The organism is Paenibacillus sp. UMB4589-SE434, from assembly GCF_030226685.1.
Lineage (GTDB): Bacteria > Bacillota > Bacilli > Paenibacillales > Paenibacillaceae > Paenibacillus_B.
In genome coordinates this window covers 2,216,325-2,230,746 of sequence record NZ_JASOYK010000001.1, presented here as the reverse complement: position 1 = coordinate 2,230,746, position 14,422 = coordinate 2,216,325, and the positions used below count along the sequence as shown (strand labels likewise).

Annotated in this window: 12 protein-coding genes, 1 pseudogene and 1 other annotated feature; of the genes and pseudogenes, 12 read left to right on the top strand and 1 reads right to left on the bottom strand. The window is 48.7% G+C overall.

Annotation, left to right across the window (positions count from 1 at the left end; all coding sequences use genetic code 11):
• The 12 genes and pseudogenes from QP775_RS09335 (at position 1) to leuS (ending at position 13,491) form a co-directional block, all read left to right on the top strand.
• Positions 1-1,260, top strand: a complete 1,260-nt coding sequence (locus QP775_RS09335) for a DUF58 domain-containing protein (protein WP_285105363.1) — start codon at positions 1-3, stop codon at positions 1,258-1,260.
• Positions 1,257-3,485, top strand: coding sequence for a DUF4129 domain-containing transglutaminase family protein (locus QP775_RS09330; protein WP_285105361.1), 2,229 nt, complete (start codon positions 1,257-1,259; stop codon positions 3,483-3,485). The genes QP775_RS09335 and QP775_RS09330 overlap by 4 nt, the downstream gene beginning before the upstream one ends.
• A 125-nt stretch (positions 3,486-3,610) precedes the next feature.
• Complete coding sequence (locus QP775_RS09325) at positions 3,611-4,135, top strand: YqeG family HAD IIIA-type phosphatase (RefSeq protein WP_239328727.1); 525 nt, start codon at positions 3,611-3,613, stop codon at positions 4,133-4,135.
• Positions 4,135-5,250 (top strand): ribosome biogenesis GTPase YqeH, encoded by a 1,116-nt coding sequence (gene yqeH / locus QP775_RS09320; protein WP_285105359.1) that lies wholly within the window; start codon positions 4,135-4,137, stop codon positions 5,248-5,250. The genes QP775_RS09325 and yqeH overlap by 1 nt, the downstream gene beginning before the upstream one ends.
• 79 nt (positions 5,251-5,329) lie before the next feature.
• Positions 5,330-6,214: a shikimate dehydrogenase gene (gene aroE, locus QP775_RS09315; RefSeq protein ID WP_239328643.1), complete on the top strand. Its 885-nt coding sequence runs from the start codon at positions 5,330-5,332 to the stop codon at positions 6,212-6,214.
• Positions 6,215-6,376: 162 nt separating this feature from the next.
• Positions 6,377-6,673, top strand: coding sequence for a ribosome assembly RNA-binding protein YhbY (yhbY, locus tag QP775_RS09310; RefSeq protein WP_239328642.1), 297 nt, complete (start codon positions 6,377-6,379; stop codon positions 6,671-6,673).
• 100 nt (positions 6,674-6,773) lie between these two features.
• On the top strand, positions 6,774-7,382 hold the full coding sequence (locus QP775_RS09305) for a nicotinate-nucleotide adenylyltransferase (RefSeq protein WP_285105356.1): 609 nt from the start codon (positions 6,774-6,776) through the stop codon (positions 7,380-7,382).
• Positions 7,366-7,947: a bis(5'-nucleosyl)-tetraphosphatase (symmetrical) YqeK gene (yqeK, locus tag QP775_RS09300; RefSeq protein ID WP_285105354.1), complete on the top strand. Its 582-nt coding sequence runs from the start codon at positions 7,366-7,368 to the stop codon at positions 7,945-7,947. The genes QP775_RS09305 and yqeK overlap by 17 nt, the downstream gene beginning before the upstream one ends.
• Positions 7,948-8,068: 121 nt before the next feature.
• Entirely contained in the window at positions 8,069-8,416 is a 348-nt protein-coding gene (gene rsfS / locus QP775_RS09295) for a ribosome silencing factor (protein ID WP_239328639.1), read from the top strand.
• Positions 8,413-9,285: pseudogene (locus QP775_RS09290) on the top strand (CvfB family protein); the annotation flags it as partial. The gene rsfS and the pseudogene QP775_RS09290, both read left to right, overlap by 4 nt.
• A gap of 517 nt (positions 9,286-9,802) precedes the next feature.
• Positions 9,803-10,561, top strand: coding sequence for a class I SAM-dependent DNA methyltransferase (locus tag QP775_RS09285; protein WP_285105351.1), 759 nt, complete (start codon positions 9,803-9,805; stop codon positions 10,559-10,561).
• A gap of 127 nt (positions 10,562-10,688) precedes the next feature.
• Positions 10,689-10,918: a binding site (T-box leader), on the top strand.
• Between the two features lie 131 nt (positions 10,919-11,049).
• On the top strand, positions 11,050-13,491 hold the full coding sequence (leuS, locus tag QP775_RS09280) for a leucine--tRNA ligase (protein WP_285105349.1): 2,442 nt from the start codon (positions 11,050-11,052) through the stop codon (positions 13,489-13,491).
• Here the strand turns inward: leuS and comER are convergent.
• Complete coding sequence (gene comER / locus QP775_RS09275; protein WP_239328636.1) at positions 13,472-14,323, bottom strand: late competence protein ComER; 852 nt, start codon at positions 14,321-14,323, stop codon at positions 13,472-13,474. The genes leuS and comER overlap by 20 nt on opposite strands.
• Positions 14,324-14,422: the final 99 nt, after the last annotated feature.

The window sequence follows — 14,422 nt, the reverse complement described above, 5'->3', positions numbered from 1 at the left end:
ATGGCAGACCCACATACAGCGCGATCAAGCCAACGAATGCGGATCCCATATTTGTATTATGCTGTGCTCATTTATATCGGCCTAATTTGTTATTTCTTATTTCAGGGCGGCAAGACATCTTTCATGCTGCTGACAATGGCTACACTGCTGGGATGTTATTGGTTGAGCTGTGCCTTTGGCGGCATTCGTAGGGCAAGTGGCATACGTGAAGTAGGAGGCGAAGGACGAAAGCACTATATGTCACACAGCCATATACCAGTCAAATTACAGATTCGGATTCCCGGATGGGTGCCCATGCCATATCTAGTCGTACATGATGAATTGTATCGCTTCGGAGAGCGCGTCCATGTGCACGAATCGATTGTAACGTTAGATCATCAGCGATCCGCACTTGTGACTTATCAGACGCCGCCATTAACGAGAGGTTGTTATCAATTTTCACATACGGTGTGTTGGACCAAGGATTTGTTTGGATTGTTTGCCTACGAAGGTGCGTTCCACGCGGAGCAGTCGTTGTATGTCATGCCGCAGACCGTGCCAGTCCAAAGCTGGAAGCAGCTGAAGTCTTGGCGCGGGGCGTTCCAGGTTGAACAGTCAATGTCCAGGCAGCGCAGAGAGTCGACGACGCTGAACGGGATTCGTGATTATGTGCAGGGCGACAAGTTATCTCGTATTCATTGGAATGCTACAGCCAAGACGGGTGCGCTAAAGTCAAAACAGTTTGAACCGGAGGGACTGCCACAGCTTGTGCTTGTATTGGATCTATCGATAGATGCCTACGAGGATAACGATAGGTTTGAACTTGCGGTTTCCATTTTGGCGTCACTTGCGGCATATGCTCGCCAACAACAGCGACGTGTTGTTATCGTGGGTATACACAGCGGTATGAACCTGTGGGATGCCGAGACGGTCCGCTATGAAACGCTGGCGCTGCGGCAATGGTTCGCCTCTGTTCATCCTTCACGTGTGTCTGCACGTGAACGCATGGAATCATCGTGGGTAAACAGATGGGCGACGCATCCAGAGCTGCGCAACGGCGGTATTGTCGCCTGGATATCAGGTGGCAGACATCGCTCTCAGCTCACGAACATTGCTGCACTGGCTAAGCGTGGTTGGCAAGGCGATTATATACATGTCCACACTAAGCCGAGCGATGAGGATTATGAATTGCGAACCATGCTTATGAGACATCAATATGCATATATTCCAGTCTCTGAATTACAGCAGCTTCCAGTGCGATTGGGGGAAAGTTCGGCATGAAGCGCGACAGTACATTTACCCAACGTATCTTCGGCTTATTTTGGGAGGATCGGCTAATTTGGCTTTGCCTGTACGTTATGCTGTACCAATGGGCAATTGCTCTTGTACCCTATTGGTATGACGAGACGATTGCAATGACGAAGCTGATGCTGAATACAGTTGTGTTTGCAGGACTGCTCTTCCCACGGTCACTTCTAGTACGAATTCCGATCGGACTTGGTGTTGTCCTATGGTCCGTATATGAAGAATTACAGCAATTTCAATTATGGGTGTCCACTGATGCAGGCCTGAGCATATTGGAGAGCTTGCTGCAGTACCACCCTTATCTTTGGCTGGTTGGGCTGATCTGGCTGACATACGAGTTGTTTATGAGCAGGGTTAAGACGAGCTGGCATATCGTTATGCTGTTGGTGCTCCAATTTATCGTGCTGGGCGCCTTGGATTCGTTTACGCCCGAAATACTGTGGGATCAGGTAGCTTGGGTCATGTCTGCATCATTAGTCTGGTTGATTGCGCTGCACTTTAGAACGATGAAACACAAGTTTCCAGCTCAAAGCGGCCACACCAAGCGTTATGCTGTCCAGATGACTTTAAGCGCTATTGTGCTTGTTTCTGCGATTATTTGCTCTGGCCTGAGCATGCCGGGGCTTGCGCCTATCGTCACCGATCCTTATACGGCCTGGATCAGCAATGAACGGTTCCCAGTAGCGGGAGCAGGCAATGGTTCAGGAGGGGGAATCGGCAGCGGCGTATCCTCGGGTTACAGCACACATGACTATGATCTTGGCGGCGGTTTTGAAATGGACTTTAAGTCTGTTATGACCGTTACTGCGGATTACAGAGGGTACTGGCGAGGAGAAAGCAAAGCCGTTTACATTGGAAATGGATGGGCAGATTTGGAGTCTGAGGACCTGCAGACGGCCAAGCCAGGTACAGAGCTTCAGGCACTGAATCAGTTAGAACCCCACGTTCCAACGCGAACAGTAAAGCAGACATTTACGATGCAAGACAGCAAGACGTATCCGATTTTATTTGGCGTTGCTACTATTTCTGCCTTTGATCAGGTTAAAGGCAAGCATAGCGGCAGTATGAAATGGAACAGCCATGATGGAGAACTTATTTATAAACCAGGAGCTGATAAAGCGTATCCTGAGTCCTATACGATCCTATCTGAAGTGTCCGTTGCTACACCAGAGGAGATGCGAAAAGGAACAGTAACTCGCAATTTTCCGACGGAGGGAATCAAGGGTGCTTTAATGTATCAGTACTTGAAGCTGCCAAATGAGTATCCTGGACGCGTCAAAAGTCTGGCCGAGCAGATTACGAAGGGAGCCACTAACGATTACGACCGGGCTAAGTTCATTGAGTCCTACCTGAGGACTGAATTTAAGTACACAAATAAGCCTGACATAAGAAAGAAAGTTAGTGAGGACTTTGTAGAATCGTTTTTGTTTGAAATTGAGGAAGGTTATTGTGATTATTTTTCATCTACGATGGCAGTGATGCTGCGCTCGGTAGGTATTCCGACACGCTGGGTTAAAGGGTACGCTCCCGGCACAAGAGATCTGATGATCGATAATCGAATGCCGGAGGCCATGCTAGAACGGATGTCTGATCCGAATGAGGGTGGTACGTTTCGTGTAACGAATGCGGATGCGCATTCGTGGGTCGAAGTGTATCTAGGCGAGTACGGTTGGGTAGCATTTGAACCGACGCCAGGCTTTACAATGCCGAGGCTGCAAGCACCATCTGCGGCAGAAGAGCCGGAGTTGGGAACGGACTTGAATCAAGAGGAACCCGATCAGCAGACTGCCAAATCCGAAGAAGTGTCACTTCCAGCATGGATAGGAACACTTGCCCAGGCCGTATTAATGTTGGCAGCTGCATTTGCCTTCGTTATGATGCTGCTGCGCTGGCGTTCAATTGGATATACGATGAGGTGGATTCGTTTTATCGGGCGCCGTTTGACTCCGCGTGAGCATATTATCGCAGACACGGAACTGTGGTTAAGTTATTGTCATTTGCACGGCATGCGCAAAGAGAAGCATGAAACCGTTCGCGAGGCAGTCGAGCGTTGGAGCCATGAGCGGACGGCCAAGAAGCAGTCTGCGGAGCAGATCGTTTGTTTATTTGAGCAGGCCAAATATGGACACGAAGAGCTGAAAGTCGAAGACTGGCAACAATTGAAAGCGGTAATTCGAGAATTTAAGCGTACAGGATCGTAGCATTTATGATAGTATTAACATCAAATGCCGTATTCGAGACGTAACAATGCGACGAATACGGCATTTTTTTGCACGTAAATCAAAGAATATGGTATAGTTTGTCGTATGAAAACGAGGTGACCAACTTGTTTGAAGGGCTTATTCCAAGACTTCGGGTGCGTACGGTTTATGATATTGACTTGACTTTATTAAAGTCCAAAGGTTTAAAGGGGATTATTACGGATCTGGACAATACATTGGTCGGAGCCAAGGACCCGTTGGCAACACCACAATTGGCAGCTTGGCTGGAAGAAGTAAAGCGACAAGGCTTCAAACTGGTTATTGTGTCCAATAACGATCTTACACGGGTTTCCAACTTTGCAACGCCGCTTGACATTCAGTTCGTTCATGCTGCACGCAAACCGTCACAGCGGCCGTTCCATAAGGCAATGAAGCTGATGGATTTGTCGCCGAAGGAGACGGCTGTAGTTGGTGATCAGATGCTTACGGATGTGCTGGGAGGCAATCGTATGCAGATGTTTACGATACTAGTTCAGCCGATTGCTATTCAGGATGAAGGCTGGACGACTCGCATCAACCGACGCATTGAACGCATAGTGACAGCAAGTTTACGGAAAAAGGGTTTATGGCACGAGGAGGAACATCAATAATGGAATTAGAAACAGTAAGGCACTGCAGTGGCTGTGGCGTAACGCTTCAGACTGCACAATCGGATCAATCCGGTTATGTGCCAGAGAAGGCGCTGGAGCGGACGCCAATTATTTGCCAGCGCTGTTTTCGCATTAAAAATTATAATGAAGCTATGTCAGTAGCACTTGACCATGACGAGTTTCTGCGTTTGCTTGGCCGAATCGGGCAGGAAGATGCATTAGTTATTCATATCGTCGATTTGTTTGACTTTGATGGTAGTATTATCTCTGGCCTCCAACGCTTTGTTGGCACGAATCCAGTACTGCTGGTCGTGAACAAGATTGATCTGCTGCCTAAGGCAATCAATTGGAACCGGATCAAGAATTGGGTGCAGCGTCAAGCAAAAGAACACGGTATTCAAATCGTTGACGTGGTATTGGTTAGTGCGAAACGCAACCTTGGGTTTGAGCGTCTGGTTGATGAAGTTGGACAACGCCGCGGTAAGCGGGATGTATACGTTGTGGGCGCCACTAATGTCGGGAAGTCGACGCTAGTCAACCGTCTGATCAATGATTATAGCGATATGGAACGTGAACTAACCACGTCAAGATATCCTGGAACTACATTGGATATGGTGAATATTCCGCTTGATGACGGCAAACATATCGTGGATACGCCTGGTATCGTATACAAGAGCAGGCTGACGGAACTGGTTAGCCGTGAGGATTTGGGCGCACTGCTGCCAGACAAGCCATTGAAGCCTGCAGTCTATCAGCTGAATGCTGGCCAGACGCTGTTCTTTGGTGCGTTGGCCCGATTTGACTTTGTTGAAGGGGAACGTCAGTCGTTCACTTGCTACATGTCTAACGGCATAAAGATCCATCGGACCAAGCTTGAGCGTGCAGACGAATTATATGCTGACCATGCTGGGGAGATGCTTGCACCGCCGACTAAGGCGCGATTGGCAGACATACCTGCCTGGACAAAGCATCAGCTGCGTGTACCACGCGGCCAGGAGATGGACGTGTTTGTTTCCGGACTTGGTTGGATTACGTGCAACAGTACCTCAGGCGCACTGATAGAAATACATGCGCCGAAAGGCGTTAAAGTACTCCTTCGACATGCATTGATTTAACTTCGGATTTGGATGAAGTACACCGAATAAGGTGTGAGTTGAGGCAATACTCGTTAGAGCAAGGAGGCGGATCATTAATATGGTTCATCATGACAGTTCTGCGTCATTACAGACTGTAACTAGTGTGACCACAGTGCTAGCCGTCATTGGAGATCCGATACGTCACTCCAAGTCGCCGGTAATGCACAACGCCGCCCTCCAGGCTCGCGGCTGGGATGGCATTTATACGGCATTCCATGTTGCTCCTGAGCGGCTGGCTGAAGCTATTCACGGTATTCGTGCTTTAGGCATTCGAGGAATAAACGTTACAATTCCGCATAAGGAACGTGTAATGGCCTATCTAGACGAAGTTCATGAAAGTGCACGGATGATTGGTGCGGTCAATACAATTGTGAACGATAACAACAGATTGATCGGTTACAATACGGACGGATTGGGATATGTTCGCTCTTTAAAGGAAGAAACGGCAGTCGATTTATCAGAGTGCAGTGTACTGATTGTAGGTGCGGGTGGTGCTGCACGAGGTCTTGCCTATGCGCTGCTGAGAGAAGGCTGCGGCAAGCTGTTAGTTGCGAACCGGACTCTTGATCGAGCAGAGAAGATAGCGCAGGAAATGTCATCTCTCGGTGCAATGGAATGTGTTGGTATACAAGATGGCATCCCGGCAGTCGAGCCTGAGCGAGTTGATGTTGTAATCAATACGACATCTGTTGGCATGCATCCGCATATAGGAGAGAGTCCGATTGCAGAGCAATGGTTGAAATCTCACATGATAGTGAGTGACATTATATACAACCCTCTTGAGACGAAGCTCCTTCAGGCAGCTAAGGCTGCAGGCGCCAAGACACATGGCGGCTTGGGTATGTTTGTGTATCAGGGTGCGATTGCTTTTGAACTGTGGACAGGCGAGCCGGCGCCGATCGAGGTTATGCGAGAGTCGGTGCTTGGAACTGTATCAAGCTAGTGCTGACCATGCAGACGGGATCTTTCCATTAGATTATTAGGAGAAGTATGCTTAACCACTGCTCGGATCACTGTTAGTCGTTTGTTATCGTATGCTGGCCGTTATGACATACCGGATTGTATGATGTAAGTATTGGTTTGTAAATAAGGAAGGAATGACAATATGTTAACAGGTAAACAAAAAAGACACTTACGCTCCCTCGCACATCATGTGCAGCCCATTTTTCAGATTGGCAAAGGCGGGGTTAATGATCAATTGATCCGCCACATCGACGAGGCGATTGAGACACGTGAGTTGATTAAGATCTCGGTCTTGCAAAATTGTGATGAAGACCGTAACGTGATAGCAGCTGAAATCTCTGAGCGTTCCGGATGTGAACTGGTGCAAGTAATCGGTAAAACGATTGTGTTATACAAGGAATCGAAGGATCACAAAGAAATCGTGCTTCCTAGAGCCTAATCTTTCAGGTCGGAAAGACGACGGCGTCTGAGCAGCTTTTTAACGAGCAGGGCAACTGTGGCTGCCACATAGGATTTAAATTTTGCAGGAGGCTGTACCTATGACTCACTCCGTCAAGCAAATAGGGATCATGGGAGGCACGTTTGATCCGATCCATCTCGGACATCTTGTCGCTGCTGAGGCTGCGCGAGAAGCCGCATTGCTGGACGAGGTGTGGTTTATGCCTGCTAACGTGCCCCCGCATAAACCTCATCAGCCGATTGCTTCTCCGGAACAGCGGCTGCAGATGACGCAGCTTGCGATTTCCGATTATGAGCCTTTTCATTTGAGCGCTTGGGAGATGGAACGCGGCGGTGTCTCATATACTTTAGATACAGTTAATGCGTTACAGGCTCAATATCCACATGTGGAGTGGTACTGGATTATCGGTGGGGATATGGTTGCTTATTTACCAAAGTGGCACGGGATCGATGAGCTGATGGCCAAAATTAAGTTTGTAGGCTTGCAGCGGCCAGGTGCGGAATGGGATGCCTCTATCCTTCCCGTACAATGGCAAACCCGTGTCGTGGAAGCACACATGCCCTTGATGGATATTTCTTCAACAGAAATCAGAAGACGGGTGGCTCAAGGCCGATCCATTCGGTACCTCGTGCCTGAAGCGGTTGAACAGTATGCGCAAAGGTGGGGTTTATATGAAAATGAGTCGTGATCAATTGCTGGAAGCTGTACGCTCCCAAATGCCTGTGAAACGGTGGAACCATACCGCAGGTGTAATGCAATCTGCAGTTGAGCTTGCCGGGCAGTATGGGGTTGATCCTGTCAAAGCTGATCTGGCAGCGCTGCTGCATGATGTCGCCAAATACTGGCCCACAGACAAGATGGAGCGGATAATACGCGAACAAGGTCTTCCAAGTGTGCTGCTGCAGCATGACAAGGCGCTTTGGCATGCACCTGTGGGCGCCTATGTTGCTGAACACGAGTATGGTGTCACTGATATGGAAGTGCTGGATGCGATACGCTACCATACCTCTGGACGCGAGCGTATGACGAAGCTTGACAAAGTAGTATGCCTGGCTGACTATATAGAGCTGGGGCGGGACTTTCCAGGGGTAGACCGCATTCGTGAACTCGCCAAGCGCAGCCTCGAAGAAGCCTTGATCGCCGGCTTCGATTCGACGATCAGCTTTTTGCTCTCGAAGCGGGCTCGTATATTTCCGACCACGCTGCAAGCACGTAACAGCTTGATTGAAGAAGTCGACAGTCGTCAACAATAAGAAATAATATATTAATTTTATGGAACTGTGAATGTAATAGGGGCCTTGCTCTAGCTTTGTCAGCTTGCGGCAGCCCCAATAGTCTATTTTACATTTGCAGATTAGAATCGGAGGCTAACTTATGGCGTTAACACCTAAACAACTGCTCCACTTAGCTGTGGATGCAGCAGAAGACAAAAAAGCGATGGATCTTGTAGTTCTGGATTTGCAAGGCATCTCATTGATTGCGGACTACTTTGTTATTTGTCACGGTAACTCTGACACACAAGTACAGGCTATCGCTAACGAGATTCGCCAATCCGCACATCAGGCGGGCACAATTGTACGCGGAACAGAAGGTATGGATTCAGGCCGTTGGGTTCTGATTGATCTCGGAGACGTTGTTGTTCATGTGTTCCATCGTGAAGAACGTGAGTATTATAACATTGAGAAGCTGTGGTCTGACGCGAAAGTAGTGGAGATGGCATGACCCTTACGGCAGGTACGATACAACGTTTGCGTGTAGATCGCGAAGTATCTCCGTACGGCTACTTTTTGACTGATGAGGAACATGACGTTATCCTCCACTATACGGAGCTGACACGCGATATCATAATTGATGAGGAGCTTGACGTGTTTTTGTTCTATGATACAGAAGACCGTCTTGCTTCCACGATGAAAAAGCCTTATTTAACGCTGGGTGAAGTTGCGGCGTTGGAAGTGGCTGATATTCATTCACGGTTTGGGTATTTTCTTGAGATGGGAATTGGCCGGCAGTTGATGCTGCCAGCCAGTGAGCTTCCAGAGTTGAAGACGCTGCGCCCAATTATCGGAGATAAAGTATATGTGAAGCTGGCTCATGATCGGGTAGGTCGATTGGTTGCTGAATTGGCGGGCGAAGAGGAATTGGCACCACTAGTGTTTCACGCCCCAAGCAGTTGGCTGAATACTTGGCATGAGGCAGTAGTATATCGTGCGCTTCGTATGGGAACGTTTTTTGTCGTCGAAGGTGGCCCTCTCGGCTTTGGTGCGCTCGGACTGCTGCATGAATCACAACGTCCACAGCCGCTTCGTGTTGGCGATCGTGTACGTGTACGTATTGCTCATGTGCGGGAGGACGGACGAGTCAACGTAACACTGGCTGAGCGCAAAGAAGTTGGTATGGATCTGGATGCAAACCGACTGCTTCAATTCTTAAAGGAGCGTCCTAACGGTGCTATGCCTTATTCGGATGAGACACCTTCTGATCTGATTACGCAGCGGTTCCAGATAAGCAAGTCCGCCTTCAAACGAGCGATGGGCCGTCTGATGAAAGCGGGCTTTGTCACGCAAGAAGGCAGCTGGTCCAAACTGACGGAGCTTGGCTCTGCGACAGAGACAGCTGAAGCGGAGCAAAAGCTCGCCCAGATCCAGGCGGAACAGCGTCGCCCGGATACGAAGCGTTCTACCCTTGCTGACGGCTCCTCAAGCGATTATAAGTGGGCAGGGGATCGCACTGGCCCGGATGCACGTCGCAAGCCTTCGCGTCCAAGCGATGCTGCGGCCCAGCGTTCACAATCGGCTCGTCGGAGTGCTGATCAACCCGGCACAACTTCTGCAGAGCGCAAGCAGAGTGATGATCGTAGACAGACGGGCAGCTATAAACCAATAGGTGATCGCAAGCAAACGGATGGACGATTCGGATCCAATGAACGCAACACCATGAACGAACGGAAATCAACTGATGATCGCAGATCCACTGGCAGTGGGAGAGCATATGACTCTTCCGGAACGGGACAAGCACGCGGCGATCATAGTCGCCCATCTGCAGGACGCAAGCCGTTCTCTTCTGGACAAGGGAATGGCCGGTCTAACTTCCGAAAGGATGATCGCTAGTATGGATTCGTACGGCCAATTTGCGCTGGTGTATGATCGGCTTATGGCGGATATGCCGTATGAGAAGTGGCTTGATTTTGCAAATGCAGCATGGGAACGGTATGATGTTGCTCCTCGGTCTGTTGTTGATTTGGGCTGTGGCACCGGTACGATTGCGATCCCATTAGCGAAGCAAGGCATGCAGGTCACTGGTATTGACTTGGCGGATGCTATGCTCACGATTGCTCGTGAAAAGGAGCAGGATGCAGGTCGGCTGGCTGGCTCTGTGCAGTGGGTGTGTCAGGATATGAGACAATGGGAAGTACCTGAGCAGGTTGATACTGTTATTTCTTTTTGTGATTGTATCAATTATGTAACGGAACCAGAAGATGTTCGATTGGTATTTCAACAGACGGCTAAACAGCTTCGGTCAGGTGGCCTGTTTATGCTTGATATGCATCATGTTCGCCAATTTGAATATTATGCGCAAGAACAGCCTTTCGCATTGGATGAAGGGGATGTAGCTTATATTTGGCATAGTGAATATGATGAGTCACGGCATGAAATTGAACACCAGTTGGCTATATTTGCTGAGGATCCGTTGAGTGGAAAGTATAATCGAATCGATGAGACACACATTCAGCGCGCCTATGAGACGGATTGGATTATAGGTGAATTGCTTGCAGCGGGCTTTGCGCATATCGACGTGTATGGTGACTTTGAATGGGAAGAACCAGGTCCTGATACATCCAGATTGTTCTTAATTGCTTTAAAAAAGTAGCCTTACCTTCACTGTGATGCACCGTGTTGTACCGTTGGGGAGACACGGTAGGCGCCCGTTGACAAGATTTGTTTTTTTGCATATGATGTATGTAATTATTGTGTAAAAACAGTGGAACTGTAACCATAGGAAGACGTGGATTAGGAATAGTAGTTCTCCGAAGTCATTCAGAGAGTCGGCGGTTGGTGCGAGCCGATGGATAGAGGAAGCGAACTCACCTAGGAGTCGCACAACTGTACGTTAAGGTAAGGTTGTGACGTATAAGCTCGCGTTAAGAGCTTCAAGTGAGCGCCAGGCAGAGCATGCCGTGCGCTAACTAGGGTGGTACCGCGGGAATCCAAGTCTCTCGTCCCTAGCGAATTCGCTAGGGACGAGAGGCTTTTTTTGTGGTTATATGTGATACATTGCGCTGTACCAAGTACGTGCAGCAAGAAATAATGATGAACAAAGAAAAGCAGGTTTTAACCTGAATAGAGGGGGCTTCAATAATGAGCACAGAAATGAAACAACCAGCAGGCTATCAGCCGCTTGCCATTGAGCCGAAATGGCAGAAGTATTGGGATGAACACAAGACATTTGCGACATTGGAAGATGACAGCAAGCCGAAGTTCTACGCATTGGACATGTTCCCATATCCGTCTGGAGCAGGCTTGCATGTCGGTCACCCGGAAGGCTACACAGCAACAGATATCGTATCCCGTTTTAAGCGGATGCGAGGATATAATGTTCTTCACCCGATGGGTTGGGACGCATTTGGTCTTCCTGCTGAGCAATATGCTATTGATACAGGAGCGCATCCGCGTGAATTTACAGTAAAGAACATAGACAACTTCCGCCGTCAGATCAAGTCTCTTGGATTTTCCTACGATTGGGATCGCGAGATTAGTACGACTGATCCTGAGTACTACAAATGGACACAGTGGATTTTCATACAGTTATACAAGAAAGGCCTCGCATACGTCGATGAAGTACCGGTTAACTGGTGCCCAGCATTAGGAACTGTACTTGCGAACGAAGAAGTGATTGATGGCAAGTCCGAGCGTGGTAACCATCCGGTCATTCGCAAGCCAATGCGCCAGTGGGTATTAAAGATTACCGCATATGCTGAACGCTTGCTCGAGGATCTGGATGAGCTGGATTGGCCGGAGAGCATCAAGGATATGCAGCGTCACTGGGTAGGCAAATCCAAAGGGGCAGAGGTACGCTTCACGATAGAGGGGCATAATGCTAATCTTGACGTATTTACGACTCGTCCCGATACATTGTTCGGTGCTACATATTGTGTGCTGGCACCAGAGCATGAGTTGGTTAGCCAGATCACAACTGCTGCACAGCAGGCCGCAATCGAGGCTTACCGTGAGCAAGCTGCTCGTAAGAGTGATCTGGAGCGAACAGACCTAGCAAAAGAGAAAACCGGCGTATTTACTGGCGCTTATGCCATTAATCCGGTGAGCGGTGCCAAGATGCCGATCTGGATTGCTGATTATGTACTGGCGGGTTATGGAACGGGAGCAATTATGGCTGTTCCTGCGCATGATGAACGGGACTGGGAGTTTGCAAAGCAGTTTGATCTGCCGATTGTTGAAGTTGTGTCAGGCGGCGATGTGCAGGAAGCAGCATACACTGGTGATGGAGCTCACGTTAATTCAGACTTCCTGAATGGCTTAGATAATGCGCCAGCTATCGCAGCTATGATCGAGTGGATGGAAGGAAAAGGTATCGGCAGCGGCAAGGTGACTTATCGTCTACGCGATTGGTTGTTCAGCCGCCAGCGCTACTGGGGTGAGCCCATCCCAATTATTCATCTCGAAGATGGCACAATGAAGACGATTCCTGAGGCTGAGCTTCCGCTCGTACTGCCAGAAGTAGATCAGATTCGACCTTCCGGTACAGGTGAATCACCGCTTGCCAATGTGACAGAGTGGGTAAACACAGTTGATCCGGAGACAGGTATGAAGGCGCGCCGTGAGACGAACACAATGCCACAGTGGGCAGGCAGCAGCTGGTATTACTTGCGTTATATAGATCCGAAGAACAATGATGAGATCTGCTCCAAAGAATTGCAAGAGAAATGGCTTCCTGTCGATCTTTATATTGGCGGTGTGGAGCATGCTGTACTTCACTTGTTGTATGCTCGTTTCTGGCATAAAGTGCTGTATGATCTGGGTGTTGTCCAAACGAAGGAGCCATTCCATAAGTTAGTGAACCAAGGGATGATTCTAGGTACCAACAATGAGAAAATGTCGAAGTCAAGAGGAAATGTTATTAATCCGGACGAGATCGTTTATGAGTATGGGGCAGATACACTCCGTATGTACGAGATGTTTATGGGCCCTCTTGAAGCAACGAAACCGTGGAATACGAATGGCGTTGAAGGAATGAATCGTTTCCTTGGCCGTGTATGGCGATTGTTTGTCACCGATGAAGATCAATTAAATCCGAAGATGACAGACGATGTGGAGGACAATGCTTTTGTGCGTACATGGCACAAGACCGTGAAAAAAGTGACTGAGGACTATGAGGCACTTCGTTTTAATACAGCGATCAGCCAGATGATGATCTTTATCAACGACGCATACAAGCAAGATAAGCTGCCGCGTAAGGCGATGGAGAGCTTTGTACAATTGCTGTCACCACTTGCTCCGCATATTGCCGAAGAGCTGTGGGAGCGTCTTGGCTTCACAGGCTCCATCACATACGCTGCTTGGCCGACATACGATGAGAGTCTGACCGTTGACGCCGAGGTTCAGATTGTCGTGCAAGTCAACGGCAAGATCGTAGAGCGAATGAACATGGCTGCTGACGCGGACGAAGCTGCGATGCAAGATACAGCGATGAACTCAGCTAACGTTCAAGCTGCGATGGCAGGCAAGACGGTTCGCAAAGTCATCGCTGTTAAAGGACGACTCGTTAATATTGTGGTCGGTTAAGATTAACCTCAATGCTACCGAATAGGGTGGATACTTTATCCAGATCTTCTTCATATTTGGCGTGGGTAACATGAATTAATTGCTGGAATACACCATCCAGCTTCTCATTAAGCAAGCGCAGCGCCTCGGCGGTAATCCCGCCGGGGACGGCTACGCGCTGCTGAAGTTGTTCAAGCGATAGTCCGCCTTCCGTTAACAGTTTCCCTGTGCCGATTAACATCTCGGAGGCTAGCCTCGCAGCTTCATCGCGGTTTATACCTGTTTCTAGCACCGCTTCATCTATCCATTTTTGCATGAAGAAAGCAATAAATGCTGGACCACAGCTTGATATGTCACTGGTGATCCGTGTATATTGCTCCTCTATCTGAATAGGCCTGCTTATCGACATCATAAGCTGCTCGAGCAGCAGTCGATCCTCTGTCTGAATCCGGCTTCCATAAATACATATAGATGCACCGCTCCATACATAATTAGTAATACTAGGGATGATTTTAGCTATTTTGCACGTTAATTGGCGTTCCAAGTGATTGATGAGGACGGGACTTGTTATCGATACGAGAATAAGATCAGCGCGATCGTACGCCGATATTTCCTCGATAACTGTTTTGTACTCCAGAGGTTTTACGCACAGAAAGACGATGCTGCTCGCTTTAACCGTTTCTTCAATCGATGCAACCGCATGAAGACCGGGGTATTGCGAGGCAAGCCGTTGCGCTTTGTTGAATGTACGGTTGGTAGCTACTACCTGATCAGGCTCCAGCGCCCCGGATTGGATTAGCGATTCAATGAGGATAGTGCCCATGCTTCCCGTACCTATAAATCCGACCTTCACGGCTATTCCCTCCTTTTATGAATGACGATCTGCTTGTTGTTCGGTGTTGCTGTCGTTTTAATTGAATTTTCGGAGATATGATAGGGAGCGTTCCCGGTA

Coding starts and splice junctions, on each gene's coding strand:
- QP775_RS09335 (WP_285105363.1), top strand. CDS start 1: ATGGCAGACCCACATACAGCGCGATCAAGCCAACGAATGCGGATCCCA.
- QP775_RS09330 (WP_285105361.1), top strand. CDS start 1,257: ATGAAGCGCGACAGTACATTTACCCAACGTATCTTCGGCTTATTTTGG.
- yqeH (WP_285105359.1), top strand. CDS start 4,135: ATGGAATTAGAAACAGTAAGGCACTGCAGTGGCTGTGGCGTAACGCTT.
- aroE (WP_239328643.1), top strand. CDS start 5,330: ATGGTTCATCATGACAGTTCTGCGTCATTACAGACTGTAACTAGTGTG.
- yhbY (WP_239328642.1), top strand. CDS start 6,377: ATGTTAACAGGTAAACAAAAAAGACACTTACGCTCCCTCGCACATCAT.
- QP775_RS09305 (WP_285105356.1), top strand. CDS start 6,774: ATGACTCACTCCGTCAAGCAAATAGGGATCATGGGAGGCACGTTTGAT.
- yqeK (WP_285105354.1), top strand. CDS start 7,366: ATGAAAATGAGTCGTGATCAATTGCTGGAAGCTGTACGCTCCCAAATG.
- rsfS (WP_239328639.1), top strand. CDS start 8,069: ATGGCGTTAACACCTAAACAACTGCTCCACTTAGCTGTGGATGCAGCA.
- QP775_RS09285 (WP_285105351.1), top strand. CDS start 9,803: ATGGATTCGTACGGCCAATTTGCGCTGGTGTATGATCGGCTTATGGCG.
- leuS (WP_285105349.1), top strand. CDS start 11,050: ATGAGCACAGAAATGAAACAACCAGCAGGCTATCAGCCGCTTGCCATT.